The organism is Streptomyces sp. NPDC008238, from assembly GCF_042956445.1.
GTDB lineage: Bacteria > Actinomycetota > Actinomycetes > Streptomycetales > Streptomycetaceae > Actinacidiphila.
Genome location: NZ_JBIBGK010000032.1, coordinates 45,577 through 62,801, shown reverse-complemented (window position 1 = coordinate 62,801; position 17,225 = coordinate 45,577). Strand labels below are relative to the sequence as shown.

General features: G+C 72.0%; 16 protein-coding genes and 1 pseudogene. 12 read left to right on the top strand and 5 right to left on the bottom strand.

Annotated features, from left to right (window positions below):
- Nucleotides 1-138 precede the first annotated feature (138 nt).
- The 3 genes from ACFZAU_RS36815 (at nt 139) to ACFZAU_RS36805 (ending at nt 4,557) form a co-directional block, all read left to right on the top strand.
- Nucleotides 139-1,347, top strand: coding sequence for a HupE/UreJ family protein (locus ACFZAU_RS36815; protein ID WP_500555801.1), 1,209 nt, complete (start codon nt 139-141; stop codon nt 1,345-1,347).
- Between the two features lie 130 nt (nt 1,348-1,477).
- A complete protein-coding gene (locus tag ACFZAU_RS36810) occupies nt 1,478-3,403 on the top strand; it encodes a purple acid phosphatase family protein (RefSeq protein ID WP_500555800.1) in 1,926 nt (641 codons plus the stop codon).
- Between the two features lie 71 nt (nt 3,404-3,474).
- A complete protein-coding gene (locus ACFZAU_RS36805) occupies nt 3,475-4,557 on the top strand; it encodes a WxL protein peptidoglycan domain-containing protein (RefSeq protein ID WP_500555799.1) in 1,083 nt (360 codons plus the stop codon).
- Between the two features lie 117 nt (nt 4,558-4,674).
- Here ACFZAU_RS36805 and ACFZAU_RS36800 read toward each other — a convergent pair whose 3' ends face one another.
- Nucleotides 4,675-5,190, bottom strand: a complete 516-nt coding sequence (locus tag ACFZAU_RS36800) for a VOC family protein (RefSeq protein WP_499598577.1) — start codon at nt 5,188-5,190, stop codon at nt 4,675-4,677.
- Nucleotides 5,191-5,431: 241 nt separating this feature from the next.
- Here ACFZAU_RS36800 and ACFZAU_RS36795 point away from each other — a divergent pair, with 241 nt between their 5' ends.
- From ACFZAU_RS36795 to ACFZAU_RS36770, 6 genes are all read left to right on the top strand, one after another.
- On the top strand, nt 5,432-5,986 hold the full coding sequence (locus tag ACFZAU_RS36795; RefSeq protein ID WP_500555798.1) for a hypothetical protein: 555 nt from the start codon (nt 5,432-5,434) through the stop codon (nt 5,984-5,986).
- Between the two features lie 221 nt (nt 5,987-6,207).
- The gene (locus tag ACFZAU_RS36790; protein WP_500555797.1) at nt 6,208-7,299 is read left to right on the top strand and encodes a hypothetical protein; all 1,092 of its coding nucleotides are present in this window, start codon (nt 6,208-6,210) and stop codon (nt 7,297-7,299) included.
- A 410-nt stretch (nt 7,300-7,709) separates the two neighbouring features.
- On the top strand, nt 7,710-8,009 hold the full coding sequence (locus ACFZAU_RS36785) for a hypothetical protein (protein WP_500555796.1): 300 nt from the start codon (nt 7,710-7,712) through the stop codon (nt 8,007-8,009).
- A gap of 54 nt (nt 8,010-8,063) precedes the next feature.
- Nucleotides 8,064-8,282: a hypothetical protein gene (locus ACFZAU_RS36780; protein WP_500555795.1), complete on the top strand. Its 219-nt coding sequence runs from the start codon at nt 8,064-8,066 to the stop codon at nt 8,280-8,282.
- Nucleotides 8,283-8,432: 150 nt separating this feature from the next.
- Nucleotides 8,433-9,398 carry an RNA polymerase sigma factor SigJ gene (gene sigJ / locus ACFZAU_RS36775; RefSeq protein WP_500555794.1) on the top strand — a complete coding sequence of 322 codons (966 nt, stop codon included), beginning with the start codon at nt 8,433-8,435 and terminating at the stop codon, nt 9,396-9,398.
- Between the two features lie 98 nt (nt 9,399-9,496).
- Nucleotides 9,497-10,720 carry an NAD(P)/FAD-dependent oxidoreductase gene (locus tag ACFZAU_RS36770; RefSeq protein ID WP_500555793.1) on the top strand — a complete coding sequence of 408 codons (1,224 nt, stop codon included), beginning with the start codon at nt 9,497-9,499 and terminating at the stop codon, nt 10,718-10,720.
- 97 nt (nt 10,721-10,817) lie between these two features.
- Here ACFZAU_RS36770 and ACFZAU_RS36765 read toward each other — a convergent pair whose 3' ends face one another.
- Nucleotides 10,818-11,138, bottom strand: a complete 321-nt coding sequence (locus tag ACFZAU_RS36765; RefSeq protein ID WP_500555792.1) for a hypothetical protein — start codon at nt 11,136-11,138, stop codon at nt 10,818-10,820.
- Between the two features lie 149 nt (nt 11,139-11,287).
- Nucleotides 11,288-12,301: a DUF1259 domain-containing protein gene (locus tag ACFZAU_RS36760; protein WP_500555791.1), complete on the bottom strand. Its 1,014-nt coding sequence runs from the start codon at nt 12,299-12,301 to the stop codon at nt 11,288-11,290.
- A gap of 319 nt (nt 12,302-12,620) precedes the next feature.
- On the opposite strand from ACFZAU_RS36760, the gene ACFZAU_RS36755 reads away from it, so the two are divergent.
- Nucleotides 12,621-13,130, top strand: a complete 510-nt coding sequence (locus ACFZAU_RS36755) for a DUF4240 domain-containing protein (RefSeq protein WP_500555790.1) — start codon at nt 12,621-12,623, stop codon at nt 13,128-13,130.
- Here ACFZAU_RS36755 and ACFZAU_RS36750 read toward each other — a convergent pair.
- On the bottom strand, nt 13,094-13,660 hold the full coding sequence (locus ACFZAU_RS36750) for a helix-turn-helix domain-containing protein (RefSeq protein WP_500555789.1): 567 nt from the start codon (nt 13,658-13,660) through the stop codon (nt 13,094-13,096). The genes ACFZAU_RS36755 and ACFZAU_RS36750 overlap by 37 nt on opposite strands.
- A gap of 143 nt (nt 13,661-13,803) precedes the next feature.
- Here ACFZAU_RS36750 and ACFZAU_RS36745 point away from each other — a divergent pair, with 143 nt between their 5' ends.
- Nucleotides 13,804-14,766 carry a TIGR03619 family F420-dependent LLM class oxidoreductase gene (locus ACFZAU_RS36745; RefSeq protein WP_500555788.1) on the top strand — a complete coding sequence of 321 codons (963 nt, stop codon included), beginning with the start codon at nt 13,804-13,806 and terminating at the stop codon, nt 14,764-14,766.
- Nucleotides 14,767-15,253: 487 nt separating this feature from the next.
- A pseudogene (gene snpA / locus ACFZAU_RS36740) lies at nt 15,254-15,910 on the top strand (snapalysin); the annotation flags it as partial.
- Nucleotides 15,911-16,336: 426 nt separating this feature from the next.
- On the opposite strand, the gene ACFZAU_RS36735 reads toward snpA, so the two are convergent.
- Nucleotides 16,337-17,146 carry a hypothetical protein gene (locus ACFZAU_RS36735; RefSeq protein WP_500555787.1) on the bottom strand — a complete coding sequence of 270 codons (810 nt, stop codon included), beginning with the start codon at nt 17,144-17,146 and terminating at the stop codon, nt 16,337-16,339.
- Between the last annotated feature and the right edge of the window lie 79 nt (nt 17,147-17,225).

Here is a 17,225-nt window from a genome sequence, read left to right as displayed (position 1 = left end):
CCCCATCCTGCAATCCCGTTTCCCATGGTCTCCATCCACCGGGGGCCGTTCTCGAACTTGTTTTCGCACGATTCGCCGACCGGCCGGTTCCGGTTCACCCATGACGTGCACGGTGCAGTGGCAACCTGAAGGAGCCACATGTCACATCGCCTCCGCCGCACCCTCGTCGGGATCACCGCGGCGGTGATCGCCCTCCTCGGCCTCGGGCAGCAGTCCGCGTTCGCGCACGGGTTCACCTCGACCGTGTACGCCGACGTCGCGCCGGCCGACGGGGGCCGCATCCGGACCACGCTGGAGCTCGAGTACGACCTCTTCGTCGTGTCCGCCGCCGACTACCAGCACGACGACGACCTCTTCCGTGAAGGAACCGCCGCCTTCGACGCCGAGGACTCCCGCGCGCAGGCCGCGGCCCTGGCGGCGCACGCCGAGTCCGCCGTGGCGTACGCGCGCGAGCGCTTCACGGTGACCTCCGACGCCAAGGCCTGCACCGCGACCCAGGCCGGCGGCTTCACCATGGGCACCCGCGAGGGCGTCCCGTACGCCACCCTCCGCCTGGACTGGAACTGCCCGCAGGGCGACGACCACGAGGTGCGCAGCGGGCTGTTCCCCGACTCCGAGGGCTACGTCAAGGGCGTCAAGACGATCGTCACGTACGCGCTCGACGGCGGCTCGGGCAGTGCCGCGCTCGACGCCCAGCACCCGTCCTTCTCGGTCGGCCAGTCCTGGTACGAGCGCTTCTGGGAGTTCTTCCGGCTCGGCGCCGAGCACCTGCTGACCGGCATCGACCACATCCTCTTCCTGCTCGCCCTGATCGCCGGTTCGCGGCGGCCGCGCGAGATCGTGCTGGCGGCCACCAGCTTCACCCTGGCGCACTCGGTGACGTTCATGCTCGCGGCGCTGGGCCTGGTCGACGTGCCCGCGCGGATCGTGGAGCCGGTCATCGCGCTGTCGATCGCCGTGGTCGCCGGCTGGTACCTGTGGCGGATCTGGCGGCGCGGCGACCACGCGACCGAACTCGAGTCGTCCGGGCAGGGGCACTTCAGCCTGGACCGGGCCGGATGGACCCGGCTGGGCGTCGTGTTCTGCTTCGGCCTGGTGCACGGCCTGGGCTTCGCGGGCGCACTGGGGATCGACGAGGCCTGGTCGTGGACGCTGCTGTGGTCCCTGCTGGTGTTCAACGTCGGCATCGAGACCGTGCAGTTGGCCATCATCGCCGTCGTCTTCCCGCTGCTCATCGTGCTGCGCCGGCGCTCGGCGCGGGCCGGGCTGTGGGCCACGGGTGCGATTTCCGCGGGGGTGTCCGTGATGGGGCTGGTGTGGTTCGTGCAACGTGTGTCCGGATTCTGAGACTCCGTCCAGGGCTCGTGCGAAGTTCAACTACCACGTGGCTCGCATTTATGTTCGCTTTACCTTCCGAGGTGAGCGTGGAGATCTCCACTCGATGCACACGAATCGTGCACAGAAGGAAATGACAAACATGAGATCGAGCAACTCCTCGCGGACCTCCGGGTCCGCGCGGCGCCGTGTGGCCACCGGGGCCACCGCGGCGTTCCTCGGCCTGACGGTTGCCCTTGGCAACGGGCTGGTGACCTCGGCGTCCGCCGCCGACACCGCCACGCTGAGCGGCATCGTCCTCGGTGTCGGCGCCAACGAGACGCAGCGCACCGTGACCTGGTACTCCTCCGCCGACACGGCGCAGCAGATCCAGGTCGTCCCGACCGCGCAGCTGGTGAACGACGAGTTCCCGGCCGGCGCCGCTTCCTTCGACGCCATCGGCGCGGCCAACATCGCCACGAGCGGCGGCTACAACCGCCACGCGACGATCACCGGCCTCAAGGAGAACACCCAGTACTCCTACCGCGTCGGCAGCGAGGGCAACTGGTCCACCGCGTACTCCTTCAAGACGCAGGACTTCGAGGGCGAGTACGACTTCCTGTTCTACGGCGACCCGCAGATCGGTTCCTCCGGCAACCTGGCCGCCGACCAGGCCGGCTGGCAGGACACGGTCGACGTCTCGCTGCGGGCCAACCCGAACGCCGAGATCCTGGTGTCGGGCGGTGACCAGGTCGAGACGGCCAACACCGAGTCCCAGTGGAACTCCTTCCTCGCTCCCGACGGACTGCGCCAGTACCCGTGGGCCGCCACCATCGGCAACCACGACGTCGGCGGCAAGGCCTACGAGCAGCACTTCACCACCCCGAACACCGACCGCTCGGCCCCGTACTACGACAACGGGAACCCCGCGGGCACCAAGTCGGGCGGTGACTACTGGTACATCTACAAGGATGTCCTGTTCATCGACCTGAACAGCAACAGCTACAACTCCGCCAACGGCGGCGGTGACGCGGCGCACGTCAACTACGTGACCGACGTCATCAACAAGCACGGCAACGAGGCCAAGTGGAAGGTCCTCGTCTACCACCACGCGATCTACTCGCCGGCCTCGCACGCCAAGGACGGCGACAACAAGCAGCGTCGTCTGGACTTCCCGACGACGTTCTCCAAGCTCGGGGTGGACCTGGTCCTGCAGGGCCACGACCACAGCTACTCCCGCAGCTACCTGATCAAGAACGGTGAGAAGGAGAACCCGGCCGAGCAGCCCGGCGCCTCCGACGTGTACCCGGGTCCCGGCGGCGTCCTCTACGTGACGGCCAACTCCGCCTCGGGCTCGAAGTACTACGACATCACCAAGCCGGACAGCAGCGGCACCAGCGGCGCGGGCAACGGCGCCGACCCGCTGAACCCGAACAGCTACTGGTACAACTCGGTCCAGAACCAGGAGCACGTCCGCACCTACGTCAAGGTCCAGGTGCGCAACGACAAGCTCGTGGTCGAGAACATCCGCAGCGCCGCCAACGGCGCCGACCAGCCGGTCGGTTCGCACGTCGACGACGTCACGGTGCACCCGTACCACGGGGACAAGCAGGACCTGCAGGTCAACGTCCCCAACCCGGCTCCGGGTGAGTTCGGCTGGACCATCGACGGCTACAACGGCCTGGTGGACCTCGGCACGGCCAAGGAGGAGAACGGCGACCACTTCGTCGCGGGCGGCAAGATCAACCCGATCCTCGTCTCCGACAGCCGCCGTTCGCTCGCCCCGTGGTCGATCTCGGCCAACGTGAGCGACTTCAAGGACGCCGACAAGACGTTCTCCGGCTCCTACCTGGGCTGGACGCCGTACGTCCTCGACGGCGGCGCCGGTGCCACGGCCGGTGACCCGGTGACCTCCGGCTACGACGACCACGGCCAGGGTCTGTCCGTCTCGCGGGGCCTCGGCACCGCCGAGCAGGGCCACCCGCGGGGCTCCGCCAAGCTCGGCGCCGACCTGGATCTGAAGATCCCGGACAGCGTCGAGAAGGGCGGCTACCGCGCCACCCTCACGATCACTGCGCTGAGCAGCTGACCGTACCCGTTTGACGGCGGGGCAGGCACCGTCGGTGCCTGCCCCGCCTCCCCGCTCCAGGAGACCCCGACATGCACCCGTCCGCACCGCGCCGCACGACGCCCCTCGCCCGCACCGCCGTCCTGGTCCTGCTCGCGGCCCTCGCCCTCGTGGGCCTCCACGCGGGCCCCGCCCGGGCGGCCGACGGCGACGTCACCTGGACGGTCAGGACGGCCGCGAACGGGTTCGGCGACGACCGGTCCAGCTACAGCTACAGCGTGAACCCCGGCGGACAGGTCAAGGACGCCATGGTCGTGGCCAACCGCAGCAAGGACCCGCTGCGGCTCGCGCTCTACGCCGCCGACGGCTACACCACCGACACCGGGCAGCTCGACCTGCTCACCAAGGACAAGAAGTCCGTCAAGATCGGTGCCTGGGTCCACGCCGACCGCGACAGCGTCGAGATCGAGCCCGGCAAGACCGCCGAGATCCCCTTCACCGTCACCGTCCCGGACAACGCCACCCCCGGCGACTACGTCGGCGGCATCCTGACCTCGCTCAAGCAGTCCGACGAGGCCCAGGGCATCAACGTGGACCGGCGGCTGGGCATCCGGGTCAAGCTGCGGGTCAGCGGCGAACTCAAGCCCAAGCTCGCGGTGGAGGACCTGCACGTCGACTACGACGGCCCGGCGAGCCCCTTCGGCAAGGGCGACGCGACCGTCACGTACACGATCCACAACACCGGCAACGCGATGCTGTCGGCGCGCCAGTCCGTCTCGGTGGCGGGCCCGTTCGGCTGGCTGCGGGCGAACGCCGGCGACATCGCCGCACCGCCCGAGCTGCTCCCCGGTGAGAGCTGGAAGGTGAAGGTGCCCGTCCACGGTGTGGCCCCCGCGGTCAGCCTGACCGCGACCGCCACCCTCACCCCGATGCTCACCGACGCGTCGGGCTCCATCACCCCCCTGGACCCGGTCGAGGCCACCGCCCACGGCTGGGCGGTCCCCTGGATCCTGCTCCTGCTGGTCGTCCTGGTCGCCGCGGCCGTCGCCGCCGCGATCATCTTCACCCGCCGCGGCCGCGCACGGCGCAAGCAGCGCGAGGACGGCCGCGTACGGGACGCCGTGGAGAAGGCGCTCCGCGAGAAGGACACGAAGGCCGCGACCGAGAAGAGCTGACGCCCGGCGACTCCGCGACCGCCCCTCGGCGGCGTCCGTTCCCGGCGCCGGGAACGCCAAGAGCCGCGCGCGGCCCGTGTGTTGCCCGGGCTGCGCACGGCTTGTGGCCTGGCGGGGTCAGAGGAGGTACTCGCCGAGCGCGTAGCCCTTGGGCTCCGTGATGAGCTCGATCCGGAGCCCGTTGGGGTCGGCCAGGAACATGCTCTGCGCGACCTCGGTCGGGAAGTCCGCGTACGCGATGCCCCGTTCCTCGAGGCGGGCCTTCACCGTGGCGAAGACCTCGGGCGTGACCGACAGCGCGACGTGGTGGCCGCCGCCGACGGTCTCGGCGTACTCGGGGTGGGGGTGTCCCGGGAAGTCGAAGAAGGCGAGCATGTTCTCGCCGCCCATGTCGAAGAAGAAGTGCGTCGACCCGCGGTAGTCGCGGTTCTCGACGAGGTCGACGAGCGGAAGGCCCAGGACGTCCCGGTAGAAGAGGATGGTCTCCTCGACGTCCCGGGCGATGAACGCGGCGTGGTGGACGCCCTGCGTCGTCGGCGCGGGGCGCTCCGCGGCCGGCAGGAGGTAGCGGTCCCGCAGTTCCGCCTGGCGTTCCAGGATCGCCTGCAGTTCCTCGCCGTTCGGCTGTGCCATGGTCGTGACTCCTCATCCTGCGGACTGGGCCGACGGTGCGGACCGCGCCGGCCGGGCGGGCGAGCCCTGGCGACGGTCGGGCCCGCCCTGACCCCTGCCCCAATTACTTGACGCGTCAACCGAACATAGAGCCATTTATTTGACACGTCAAGCATGGGTAGCGCGATGCCCCGCGCCGCCGGTACGTGGGCGCGGGAAACTCCGGTGCGCCGCCGCGCCACGCACTGCCACACTGCGCCGCATGACGCGACCGGAGTTGACCGAGCTCGACCACCTGCGGGAGGTCGAGCGCCTGGCACGCGCCGTCGTCTCCGCGGCCGGCGACGAGTCCTGGCTCTCCTACCTCCCCGAACCGCAGGACGCGACCGCACTGCAACGCGCGGTCAACGCCCTCGCACGCTCCATCCGGCACTACCACTTCCCCGGCGACGGCTGCGTCGACGACGAGGACCGCCCCGACGTCAGGCTCGTGGGCGTCGTCATCCTGCGCCCCGGCGCGATGCCGGCCGAGTGGACGGAGACGTACGACGCCGCCTGCGCCCGCCTCGGCGTCGAAGCCCGGCCCGAAGGCTGGGCCCTGTGGAACACCTGGTCGGACGGCGGCATGCCGGCCACCATGGTGGTCTCCGCCGACGACACCACCGAGGGCCTGCTGCGCAACTGGTCCCGGGGCCGCGCGGCCCTCCCCGTGCTGCCGTTGCCCTCCCAGGTCGCCCTGGTCCACCAGGGGTGGAACGCACCCATGGTGCTCTCGCCCGCCGCCGCCCACCGCACGGGCCTGTCGGGCCGGCCGTGAGGCGTGCGGTCCGAGGTGGTGCGGGCTCAATGCGCTTCAACCGCCCTCCTGTTCCGAGATGGTGACGGGTCGTCCCTTTACTTCGCTCCGGATCACCGGTGAAACTGGTGCACCGTACAGCGAGCGGTGCACCGGCCCCGGCCGCCCGTCCGCACGCGAGCGATCACCCCCGTGAGACGGCGTCCCCCACCCCGGCTCCACCCGCCCGGTGAAGGACATCCATGCGACGCTCCACCCTGATCACCCGCACGTTCGGCGGCCTGACCCTGGCCTGCGCCGCCGTGGCCCTGGCGCTGGTCTTCGTGCGCTACGACGCCCCGGCCCCGCGCTGGGACGTCCTCTCGGCCCTCGGAGCGGCCGCCGTCACCGCCGGGGCCTGGGCGCTCGCCTGTCACGTGGCGCCGCCCCTCCTCGCGGCGCCCTCGCCTCCGGGGCAGCCGCTCCCGCCGCCACTGCCCCGCCGACTGCCGCTCCCCGCCCGTGCAGTGGGCCGCACGACGGGGGCCGTCCTCCTCATCGTGACGCCGTTCGTGCTCGCCCGCCTGGCGGCCGGCTCCGGGGGCGTCCTGTCCGGAGCGGTGATCATCCTCGTGCTGGTGCTGACGGTGAAGACGCTGCTCTTCGCACGCCGCCGGGTCAGCGGGGCCGAGGTGCGCGCCAAGATGCGGGTGCTGTCCGAGGACGCGGGGCGGGGCGAACTCCACGCCGTACGCGTCCGGGTCGGGGAACCGGTCCGGATGCGGTACCTCGAGCGCGGGTCCAAGCCCGGCGAACTGGACGTCACGCAGTTCCACTGGGTCGTGCTCCACGACGGCGCACGCGAGATCAGGCTGGCCGGGCCCGCGAAGGAGGTGGGCCGGGCGAGCCTGCGCCTCGGCGGCCAGGAGGGCTGGCTCTGCTGGCCGGAGCGGTGGAAGCTGATCGACGAGGAGTTGCCCGCGGCGTTCGTCGCCGACGGCGGCGAGGTCTTCACGGGCCTCGCGGATCCGGACGAGGCGCGCCCGTACCTCGGGGGCGCACACCGCGCGGCCACCGCCGACCGTCCCGTACGCCGCCTGCCGCGCACCACCGCGTTCTCCGCACCGGTCCACGCCCGGATCCTCGGCGGGGCCCTGCTCGCCGCGCTGATCGCCGCCCCCGTCCTCTACGCCGGACCCGGCCGTCTGCACTGGGCGGTCGACTGGCTGCTGTGCGCGCTGGCCGGGGCCGCGGTCGTCCTCCTGCCGCTGCGCGGGACGGGTGAGGCGAGCGGGGCCCTCCCGGAGGGGCCGCACTGGTCGGTGCGCGAGGAGTCGGACCCGGCGATCGCGTGACGCGGGCCGGGCCGGGCCGTCCGGACGGGACCGGCGCGGGCGAGCCGGACGGTGGTCGCGGAGGGTGACCCCGGACCCTGGTCGTTGGCCAGGGGGCGTCGGAGGGTACACGGTCGGCCGCGGGGTCGCGAAGATTTCCGACGGGGCCATAGCACCGCCCCTGACCTGCGGAGAAGCGTCCGCGCCCGCGCCGTGACGCGGCGCTTTCTTTTGACTCCGGGCCCCACCCGTGTCACGGTCATGTCCTCGGCGTTTGCCGCCTTGCATCACGGCGTCCCTGCCCGGTGAGCGAGAACGCGTGGGTCACGTGCCCCTCGTCCTGCCGGCTCCAGGCACACGAAGCCGGTTCGACGACGGTCGGAAATGGCACGGCCGTTGTCCACCAATCTTCACGTACGAAGGAGATTGACATGCGTGCAAACATCACCGTCCGCCGGACTGTCGCCGCGGCGCTCGCGGCACCGATGCTCGCCTTTGTCGCGGCGGGCACCGCCGATGCGGCACCGCAGACCACGACCATCGCCCGTTCGACAGGCGTCACGAGCTCCGTCCAAGGCGGCGGCGGCTTCGGCGGCTTCGGTGGCAACGGGTTCTACGGCAACAACTTCTACGGTGGGTTCGTCCCCGCCGTCGTCGTCCCCGTGGTCGTCCCCGTCGCCGGATTCGGTGGATTCGGTGGATTCGGCGGCGGATACTTCCCGTTCCGCTGACGGCTCACCGCCCCCGGCGGCGACCGCGGCACGCCCCGCCCGGCCGGAGGTACCGTGACGAACCGTCACGGGGCCTCCGGCCTCGGGCCGCGGCCGTCAGCGGCGGGAGTCCCGGCGGCGGTCCCTCGCCGCCCGGTCTTCCAGGGCCAGTCGTCCCACGACAGCGCCGGAACCCTCATCAGGACCGGTGACTTCGAACTCCGGACGAGGACCACCCCCGGCACCCTCGACCGCGTGCTGGAGCACTTCGGCGCCCGCCGCGTACTGCGGTGACCACCGCCCCACCAGCACCGTCATGGGCGTGTCCGACCCGGCACTGCCCGGCCGGCTCGTCGAGACCGGCGCGGTCGTCCGCCTCGACGTCCTCGACGTCCTCGACGCCACGCACTGACGGCCCGACCGCGGAGGGCTAGGATCCCGGCCATGGCCCTGACCCCGCACGACGTGGACCGGTTCGAGGCGTCCAGGCCCCGCCTGGAAGCCGTCGCCTACCGTCTGCTCGGCTCCGCGAGCGAAGCCGAGGACGCCGTGCAGGAGACGTTCCTGCGCTGGCAGGCCGCCGACGTCGGCCGCATCGACGTCCCCGAGGCGTGGCTGACCAAGGTGCTCACCAACCTGTGCCTCAACCAGCTCACCTCGGCCCGCGCCCGGCGCGAGACCTACGTGGGCCAGTGGCTCCCCGAGCCGCTGCTCGCCGGCGACCCGATGCTCGGCCCGGCCGACACCGCGGAGCAGCGCGAATCGGTCTCGTACGCGGTCCTCGTCCTGCTGGAACGTCTCACCCCGAGCGAGCGCGCCGTGTACGTGCTGCGGGAGGCCTTCGCCTACCCGCACCGCGAGATCGCCGAGATCCTCGACATCACCGAGGCCGCAAGCCAGCAGATCCACCACCGCGCGAAGAAGCACGTTGCGGACGGCAGGGCCCGCGGCGCCGCCGCCGGCGCCGGTGCCGTGATCGACGAGGCGGCGGCCCGGCGGGTCGTCGAGGAGTTCCTGGCGGCCGCCACCAGCGGCCGGACCGAGCCGCTCGTACGGCTGCTCACCCAGGACGTCGTCGCGGTCGGCGACGGCGGCGGGAAGATCCCGGCCCGCACCAAGGCGTTCGAGGGCGCCGTCGCCGTCGCGAAGTTCCTGCGGGGCCTGTTCACGCCGGGCACCGCCAAGCGGGCGCTCGTCGGCGGCTCGGCCGAGGTCCATGTGACGGCCGCCAACGGCGCGCCCGCCGTGGTGGCGGTCGTCGACGGCCGGGTCGTCGGCGTCATGTGCCTGGAGGTCACCGCCGACGGCATCGCCGCCGTCCGCAACCAGGTCAACCCCGACAAGCTCGACCGCGCCACGAGGCGATGGGCGGCCGGCGACCACGGGGAACCCCTGCTCCACGCCTTCTGATGCCGATGTGACGTGCTTCACATCCCGTTCCTGTCAGGAAACGGCGGGCCGTCCGGTTCAAGTGGCGAATCCGCTGGAGAGCAGACAGGAGCCAGGACATGCAGCACCGCATCGTCGTCCTCGGAGCCGGGTACACCGGAGCCAGCGCCGCCGGGCGCCTCGCCCGGCGGCTGCACCGCGAGGACGTCGCCGTCACCCTCGTGAACGCGGACCCCGACTTCGTCGAGCGCGTCCGGATGCACCAACTCGCCGCGGGCCAGGACCTCACGCCCCGGCCCCTCGCCGGGATGTTCGAGGGCACCGGCGTCGCACTGAGGACGGCCAGGGTCACCGGTGTCGACGCCGACCGCCGCACCGTCACCGTCCGGGGCGTGGACGCTGACGGAAGCGCCGGTGGCACCGGCGGCGCCGAGGAACTGCCGTACGACACCCTCGTCTACGCGCTCGGCAGCGGCTGGAAGGACCAGGGCGTCCCCGGCGCCGCCGAGCACGCCTACGAGATCGCCGGCCGCGCCGGTGCACTCCGGGCGCGCGAGCGCCTGTCCGGGCTCGAGGCCGGCCGTCACGTCATGGTGGTCGGCGGCGGTCTCACCGGCCTGGAGGCCGCCACCGAGATCGCCGAGGCCCGCCCTGACCTCGCCGTCGCCCTCGCCGCCCACGGCGGCCTCGGCGACTGGCTCTCCCCGAAGGGCGCCCGGCACCTGCGCAAGGTCGTCGACCGGCTCGGCATCACCGTGCACGAGCACACCACCGTCGCCGCCGTGGAGGCCGGCCACGTCCTCACCGCCGACGGCACGTCGCTCCCGGCCGCGGTCACCCTGTGGACCGCGGGCTTCGCCGTCCACCCGATCGCCGGGGCCACCACCCTGGAGACCACCGCCACCGGCCAGATCGTGGTCGACGGCACCATGCGCTCGGTCTCCCACCCGGACGTCTACGCCATCGGCGACGCCGCCCTGGTGGCGGGCCCCGGCGGCAAGCCGCTGCGGATGTCGTGCGCCTCGGGCATCCCCACCGCGTGGCAGGCCGCCGACTCCATCGCCGCCCGCCTGACCGGCGGCAAGCTCCCCGACGTGCCGCTGCGCTACTTCAACCAGTGCATCTCGCTGGGCCGCAAGGAGGGCCTGATCCAGTTCGTCACCGCCGACGACCGCGCCGTCGGCGCGGCCGTCACCGGACGGTTCGCCGCCGTCTACAAGGAACTGGTCTGCAAGGGCGCCGCCTGGGGAGTCGCCAACCCGACCTTGGGCCTCCCCGGCCGCCGCCGCAGGGTCGCCACCCGGCCCGTCCCGTCCGACCCCGCCGTCCGCACCCCGGCCTGACCCGCCCCGTGACCGACGTCACGCCCACCACGCCCCGCCGCGGGGGACCACTCCGCGGCGGGGCGGCGGGACGCCGGGGAGCGGGACGCCGGGACGCTCAGGAGTTGGCGAAGAGCGCCGCCGTCGGCAGCAACGTGGCCAGGACGCTCAGCAGCCAGTAGCGGCGCGCGGTGAGCGTCGTCCGCGCCGCGAGCGGCCGGTTGGCCGCCCACCAGAGCACGGCGAACAGCAGCACGACGGGCCCGAAGAGGACCAGCCCGGGCAGGATGCCGTCGTTCTCCGTCGGCTCCCGCTGCGTCAGACCCAGGTCCGCCAGCGGCCAGTTCGCCGCGAGGTACCAGAGCATCCAGAGCGGGACCACGCCCGGTATCCCCAGCAGCAGGTTCACCCCCAGCGCGGTGTACCACCGTCCCGCCATGCCCCGTGTCCCTCCCGTGTCCCGCCCCTTGACCGTCCCCGCAGACGGTACCGCCCCGGGGCGGGGACGGAGCCGGCCGCCGCTGCCGCGACCGTGATGCGGTGCGGAGCGGCGGCCGGGACACATGTACCCGCCGGCGGGACGGGCGGTCAGCCGATCTCGACCGCCATCCCCTTGACGTTGGTGGCGTCCAGCGCGGCGCGGATCCCCTTGGCGAGCTTCACCGCGTCACCGACGGCCCAGAAGTGGACGAAGAACAGCCGCGGTTCGTCCGTGAGCCCGTGGTTGTGCAGCTCGACGAGCTGGCACCCGGCACGCCTGAGGGCCGCCAGGACGTCCTGGACCTCACTGGCGATCATGGCGCAGTCGCCGCTGACCGCGGCCCGGCCGTTGCCCAGCGGCTGGTAGTTGATCGCACTGGTCGACCCGAGGCCCGGCGGCAGGACCATCCCGTTGTCGGTGATGGTCTCCTTGCGCACGAAGGTGTTCTTGTAGACGCCGTCGTCGATGCCGCCCTTGACGCCCATCACCTTGTCGATGGCGGCGGTGTCCATGTCCAGCTGGCGCGGTACGGAGTGGTCCGGCCGTCCCGGGGGCGGGGCGCCGGTCCGGTCGAGCGCCGCGCGCAGGCCCTTGGCGATGGCCACGGGGTCCTTGCCGTGCGCGTGGACGTGCACCCACCAGATCTCGGGGTCCTGCGACAGCAGGTGCTTGTGGATCGCGGTCTGCTCGATCTTGCGCTCGTGCAGCACGTCGGCGAACGACTGCATCTCCTTCTCGGTGACCACCACGTCGCCCATCAGCAGCGTGTTCCCGTCGGCGTACCGGACGAAGGACACGTGCGAGCCCAGCGCGAGCCCCGGTTTGACGGTGACGCCCTGCGAGACCACCTTCAGGTCCCGGCGCGGCAGGCCCGTGTGGTACATGAAGTCGCGCCTGATGTCCCCCGTCCGCCCCAGCGCGACGGCCACGTCCTTCCAGTCCGTCAGGGCGGTGCGCACGGGCATGACCGACGGGTGGTTGTGCTGCTTCGACGTCCCGGCCGGCGCGCACGCCGAGATCGCCCCGCCCAGCACCGGCGCCAGTGTGGCCGCGGCGAGCAGATGCCGCCGTGACGCACCCGTCCGCGGGGTGGTGTCCTGCTGTCGGTCCTCACGCATCATGTGTGCCTCCTGACGGGATGGAAGCACGGCGAGCCACGCACACACCCCAGCACCGCCAGCACTGCGGCCAGGTGGGTGAAGCGTCCGTCGGCAAACGGGTGAGCCCACCCGGCGCAACGGCCTCCGCGCCCGCGTCGCGCCCGCGGCGCGCCCGCGGCGGCGTGGCCCGCCGGGGCGTCATCCGCCGGCCCGCACCCGGCGGGTCCGGGCCGGCCCGTCAGCGGCGCCCGACGGAGCCTCGCGGGGGCGTGACGTCGACCGGTGCCCCCGGCTCATCGCGCCGTGCCGACCGCGACGAAGCCTGTCAGAGGCTTCCGTCATGCTCGCGTACGTGGACGAGAACGCCTTCTGGCAGCTGATCGAGGACTGCGCGCCGACGACACCCGACCCGGACGCGGAGCGACTCGTCGCCGCCCTGACCGCCCGCCTGGTCGCGGGCCCCCTGGGCACGGTGAAACAGTTCGCGGAGCACCTGTCGTGGGCGCTGTACCGGCTGGATCGCAGGGAGTACGGACAGGACCTGTCGGGCGACGCCTTCCTGTACACCCGGGCCGCCGTCGTCGCCGCCGGACGCGAGACGTACGACCGCGTCCTGCGGGATCCGGCGGCGTTCGAGCCCTTCGCGAGCGGCCTCGTGTGGGCCGAAGACCTGCTGTACGTCCCGGACCGGGCGTACGAGCACCTCACCGGCGAGGAGTGGGAACGCCGTACGCGCTACTGCTACGAGTCCTACTCCAACACCGCGGGCTGGGCGCGCTCCCAGCAGGACCTTGCTCTGCCGTGGGGGAGGGGTCACGGCCCCGCGACGCGGGCGAGCACGACCGCGTAGCGGCACTCGGCGTCGCTGGTGTTGGCGAAGACGTGCGCGACCGGTTCGTCGATCTCGATCGAGTCGCCCGCGTCGAGTTCGTGCACCGCGTCGCCTGCGTGGAAGGTCAGCCGGCCGTCGAGCACCCAGACGGCCACCCGCTGGAAGGCCAGGGACGCCGCCGGGTACGGCACACGGGCCCCCGGCGGCAGGCGGACCTCGGCGATGTCCGCCGGGAACCGCGGCCCGGTGATCTGGCGCCGGCGGTACCCGGTGGCCGGGTCGTGCCACTCCGTGGCGTCGGCCGTCCGGTGCACCCCGGTGGCCTCGGGCGGGGTGAGCAGGGCGGAGAGGGGCACCTGGAACGCGGCCGCCAGTTTGCCGAGGACGACGGCGGTGGGGCTGCTCTCGGCGCGCTCGATCCGGTTGATCATCGCGCGGGACACCCCTGAGGCGTCCGCGAGCTGCGCCAGGGTCCATCGGCGCTGTTCCCGTTCACTGTGGATGCGCGCTGCGATCTGCGCGACCAGCGGATCTACTATATTGGACACAGATTCTAGTATATAAGAAGGAGAGCCCGCCCGCGTCGCCGCCCGGCACGTCCGTACGCCGCGGCCCACCCTGCGGACGCCGTCCGCTGCGCGTCGTCACCGGCCGCGTCCCGGAACCACGCACCGCACCTGTTGGAGGACCCATGGAGATCGGTCTCGCACTGCCCACCGCCGGGCCGCAGACCTCGCCGGAGACGATCGTCAGGGTCGCAGTGGAGGCCGAACGCCTCGGCTACGCCGCCCTGTGGACGTTCGAGCGGCTGCTGCGCCCGATCGAGAAGGTCGTGCTGTGGACGGGGGGCGACCCCGACATGCTGCCGGAGTTCTACGGCTCGACGTACGAGCCGCTGGAGACGCTGAGCCATGTCGCCGCCGTGACCGAGCGGATCAAGCTGGGCACCGCGGTCCTGGTGGCGCCGCTGCACGTGCCCGTGATGCTCGCCCGCCGGCTCGCCACCCTGGACCGGTTCAGCGGGGGCCGGGTCATCGCCGGCCTGGGACAGGGCTGGCAGCACAACGAGTTCGAGACGGCGAACGTGCCGATCGGCCGCAAGGGCGCCCGCACGGAGGAATTCATCACGGCGATGCGGACCTCGTGGGGCCCGGACCCGGTCCGGCACGACGGGGAGTTCTACAAGATCGCGCCCTCGGAGGTGAACCCCAAGCCGGTCCAGGCCCACATCCCGGTGCTGCTGGCCGCGAATGCGCCGGCCGCCGTAAGGCGTGCCGCCCGGATCGCGGACGGCCTGATCCCGATCACGTCCTCGGCGCAGGAACTGCGCGGCATCGTCTCCGCGTTCCACGACGCCGCCCGGGAGGCGGGTCGCGACCCGGCGGACCTGATGGTGGTCAACCAGGTGCCCTGGCCGACCCCGCTCACTCGCGAACCGATCGGGGAGGGCCGGCCCTTCCTCGGCGGATCGCCCCGGCAGGTCGCCGAGGACCTCATGGCCGCCCGCGAGTGCGGCGCGACCCAGGTCTACCTGGCCGGCGGCCAGGGCCTCGGGCTCGACGTGGGCCTGCAGGCCGCCGACGTGGACGAATGGCTCGGGCTGCTCGGCGAGGTGATCGAGGAGGCCGACCGCCTCGGCGTCCGCGCGCCGTGACGAGCGGTACGCCCGAGCGGTGGGGGTGACTCGGGAAGGGGGTCGAATCGGGGCCGGCGGGGTGTGAAAGAAGCGGAAGCCCGCAATCTATGACATCGGTCACAAGACCCCGCCAACCTACCGCCGCACTTAGTAGGTGCGTGTGGAAGGTATCGGCTAATTTGTCCAACTTCGCCGGAATGTGAATCCTGTCGCGCCTCCCGCAATTCAGCGCGGCCGACCCGTACGCCGACTGCTATGCGGCGTACGGGTTCTGACGTTACGACAGCTCCTTCCCCCACCGCCGTGTGCGGACGGAGGCCCGATCGCTTGCCGCGGCAAGGTCCCGGGACCTACGAGGCGACCTAGTGGCAGGGCCCGTTGCGCTCTCCGTCGGGCCGTTCTAAGAATGGCGACCCACAGGACGTCGCTGCAGGTCGGAACCGGTGTTCGCGGAGTCGGACGCGCACCGGACGCTCGGCGTCACCGAGTGAGTAGGAGACCTCCCATGAAGTCGTCCCGTACGTCCCCGAGACTCTTCGCCCTGGCTCTCGGTCTGGGTCTGGCCTCCAGCGCGCTGGGCGCGGCGGTGCCGGCGAGCGCCCACGCCCCCGCCGCCCCGTCCGCCCCCACCGGTACTTCCGCAGCGGCGCGGTACGACGGGTCGGGCGAGGAGGCCGCGAACAACGAGGCGTTCTTCAAGGCCGTCCTCACGTCGGTCGCCGCGAAGCGCGCCGCCCAGCCCAACGCGCAGGCGGTGACCGTCCACTACGACGCCTCCCACGCACCGAGCTTCCGTTCGCAGATATCGAGCGCCGCCTCGATATGGAACAGCTCCGAGTCCAACGTCAAGCTTCAAGAGGCCTCGGGCAACGCGGACTTCTCCTACTACGAGGGCAACGACCAGCGCGGGTCCTACGCCTCCACCGACGGCCACGGAAGCGGCTACGTCTTCCTCGACTACACCCAGAACCGGCAGGACGACTCGATCCGCGTCGTCACCCACGAGACCGGGCACGTGCTGGGCCTGCCGGACAACTACAGCGGGCCGTGCAGCGAGCTGATGTCGGGTGGCGGCCCCGGCCCGTCCTGCACCAACCGCTACCCGGACGCCACCGAGCGCTCGCGCGTCGACGAGCTGTGGGCCGGCGGACTCGCACAGGCCCCGGGCACGGGAACGCAGCAGCCCGGCGGCCAGGTCAACCCCGCACCCCCGGCGCAGCAGCCCGGCGGCCAGGTGCCCCCGGTGCAGCAGCCCGGCGGCCAGGTCAACCCGGCACCCCCGGTGCAGCAGCCCGGCGGCCAGGTGAACCCCGCACCCCCGGCGCAGCAGCCCGTCATGCCGGGCCACGGCCCGGGACGTCCGATCCACGGTTCGCCCTGGCGGTGATCCCGTTCCCGCATGGGAGGCGGTTCGCTGTCGCGAATGGCGTCAGCCACACGCGGGCGGACCGCCCCATGCGGCACGGGTGGCTGCCCGGCTCGCTCGCCAAGCAGGGTGTGGCCGCGGGAGGATGCGCCCATGGCTCGCCCGTACGACGACCCCGAGCTGCGCGAACTCGCCCGCCGCTTGGGCTTGGGACCGGCAGCCCTAAAAGCGCGGGTCGTCGCTGCAGCCGGGCTGCTGGTCGTCGGCGGAGGCCGCGTCATCCCACGGCGATCCCTCTTGTTCCGTCGGCCGGGGTGGACGAACGTCGGTGGGACGTATGAGGTCTTCGTAGGGCTCGCCCCAGGCCTTGAGGCCGTCGATGGCGCCGTGGCGGTAGTACTGAGGGCGTTCGCAGGTCTCCAGGAGATCCCGTGCACGGAGGGCCAGATGAGGTCGGTGGCCTGCCAGATCAGGGTGTTCGGAGAGGAAGACGGCCGTCATGAGGGCCGCGTGGCGGACGGTCGGCTCGGCGTCGTCCAGGAAGGGGGCGACTGCCCGGAAGAACAGCGGCCGTAAAGCCCGTACCGCCTCGATCTCCGGCGAGACCTCGCCCCGCCTCCGTAGCCTGGCGTACAGCTCGTCGTCGGTGTCGTGGACCAGTGCCGCCAGCCATTCGAGCAGTTCCACGCGGAGCAGGCTGCGCCGTTCCCCTCCGACTGGGGCGTCCCAGGAGTAGTAGGTCCCTTCGACCTCGGCGCACGGATCCGGAAGGATCGCGGCGATGAACAACGCCGCGGGCACCGTGGCCGGGGAGACACCGTTCGAGTGGCGCAGGCAGTCGAGGTCCTTGTCCATGACGCGCGCGTGGACAACGGGATCCGTGCCGCGGAGGGCCGCCAGCGCAGCGGGCACGTCACCTGCGGGACCCCACAGATGCTCCATACCGGCCCAGTCGGTGTCGCGGAGGATCGTTTCCGCCTCGGGCAGGGACCGCATCACCGCAGACGTGGGGTGCTCTTGTGCGCTCGTCACCAGGACAGGCTACGAGGGACATCAGACGGCGTTCCGGCGCCTATCATCACGGCTCCGGCTCCGCAGGTGGGGCGCCATC

Excerpts from the sequence above, each read along its gene's own strand:
- ACFZAU_RS36815 (WP_500555801.1), top strand. The coding sequence starts at position 139 with ATGTCACATCGCCTCCGCCGCACCCTCGTCGGGATCACCGCGGCGGTG.
- ACFZAU_RS36810 (WP_500555800.1), top strand. The coding sequence starts at position 1,478 with ATGAGATCGAGCAACTCCTCGCGGACCTCCGGGTCCGCGCGGCGCCGT.
- ACFZAU_RS36805 (WP_500555799.1), top strand. The coding sequence starts at position 3,475 with ATGCACCCGTCCGCACCGCGCCGCACGACGCCCCTCGCCCGCACCGCC.
- ACFZAU_RS36800 (WP_499598577.1), bottom strand. The coding sequence starts at position 5,190 with ATGGCACAGCCGAACGGCGAGGAACTGCAGGCGATCCTGGAACGCCAG.
- ACFZAU_RS36795 (WP_500555798.1), top strand. The coding sequence starts at position 5,432 with ATGACGCGACCGGAGTTGACCGAGCTCGACCACCTGCGGGAGGTCGAG.
- ACFZAU_RS36790 (WP_500555797.1), top strand. The coding sequence starts at position 6,208 with ATGCGACGCTCCACCCTGATCACCCGCACGTTCGGCGGCCTGACCCTG.
- ACFZAU_RS36785 (WP_500555796.1), top strand. The coding sequence starts at position 7,710 with ATGCGTGCAAACATCACCGTCCGCCGGACTGTCGCCGCGGCGCTCGCG.
- sigJ (WP_500555794.1), top strand. The coding sequence starts at position 8,433 with ATGGCCCTGACCCCGCACGACGTGGACCGGTTCGAGGCGTCCAGGCCC.
- ACFZAU_RS36770 (WP_500555793.1), top strand. The coding sequence starts at position 9,497 with ATGCAGCACCGCATCGTCGTCCTCGGAGCCGGGTACACCGGAGCCAGC.
- ACFZAU_RS36765 (WP_500555792.1), bottom strand. The coding sequence starts at position 11,138 with ATGGCGGGACGGTGGTACACCGCGCTGGGGGTGAACCTGCTGCTGGGG.
- ACFZAU_RS36760 (WP_500555791.1), bottom strand. The coding sequence starts at position 12,301 with ATGATGCGTGAGGACCGACAGCAGGACACCACCCCGCGGACGGGTGCG.
- ACFZAU_RS36755 (WP_500555790.1), top strand. The coding sequence starts at position 12,621 with ATGCTCGCGTACGTGGACGAGAACGCCTTCTGGCAGCTGATCGAGGAC.
- ACFZAU_RS36745 (WP_500555788.1), top strand. The coding sequence starts at position 13,804 with ATGGAGATCGGTCTCGCACTGCCCACCGCCGGGCCGCAGACCTCGCCG.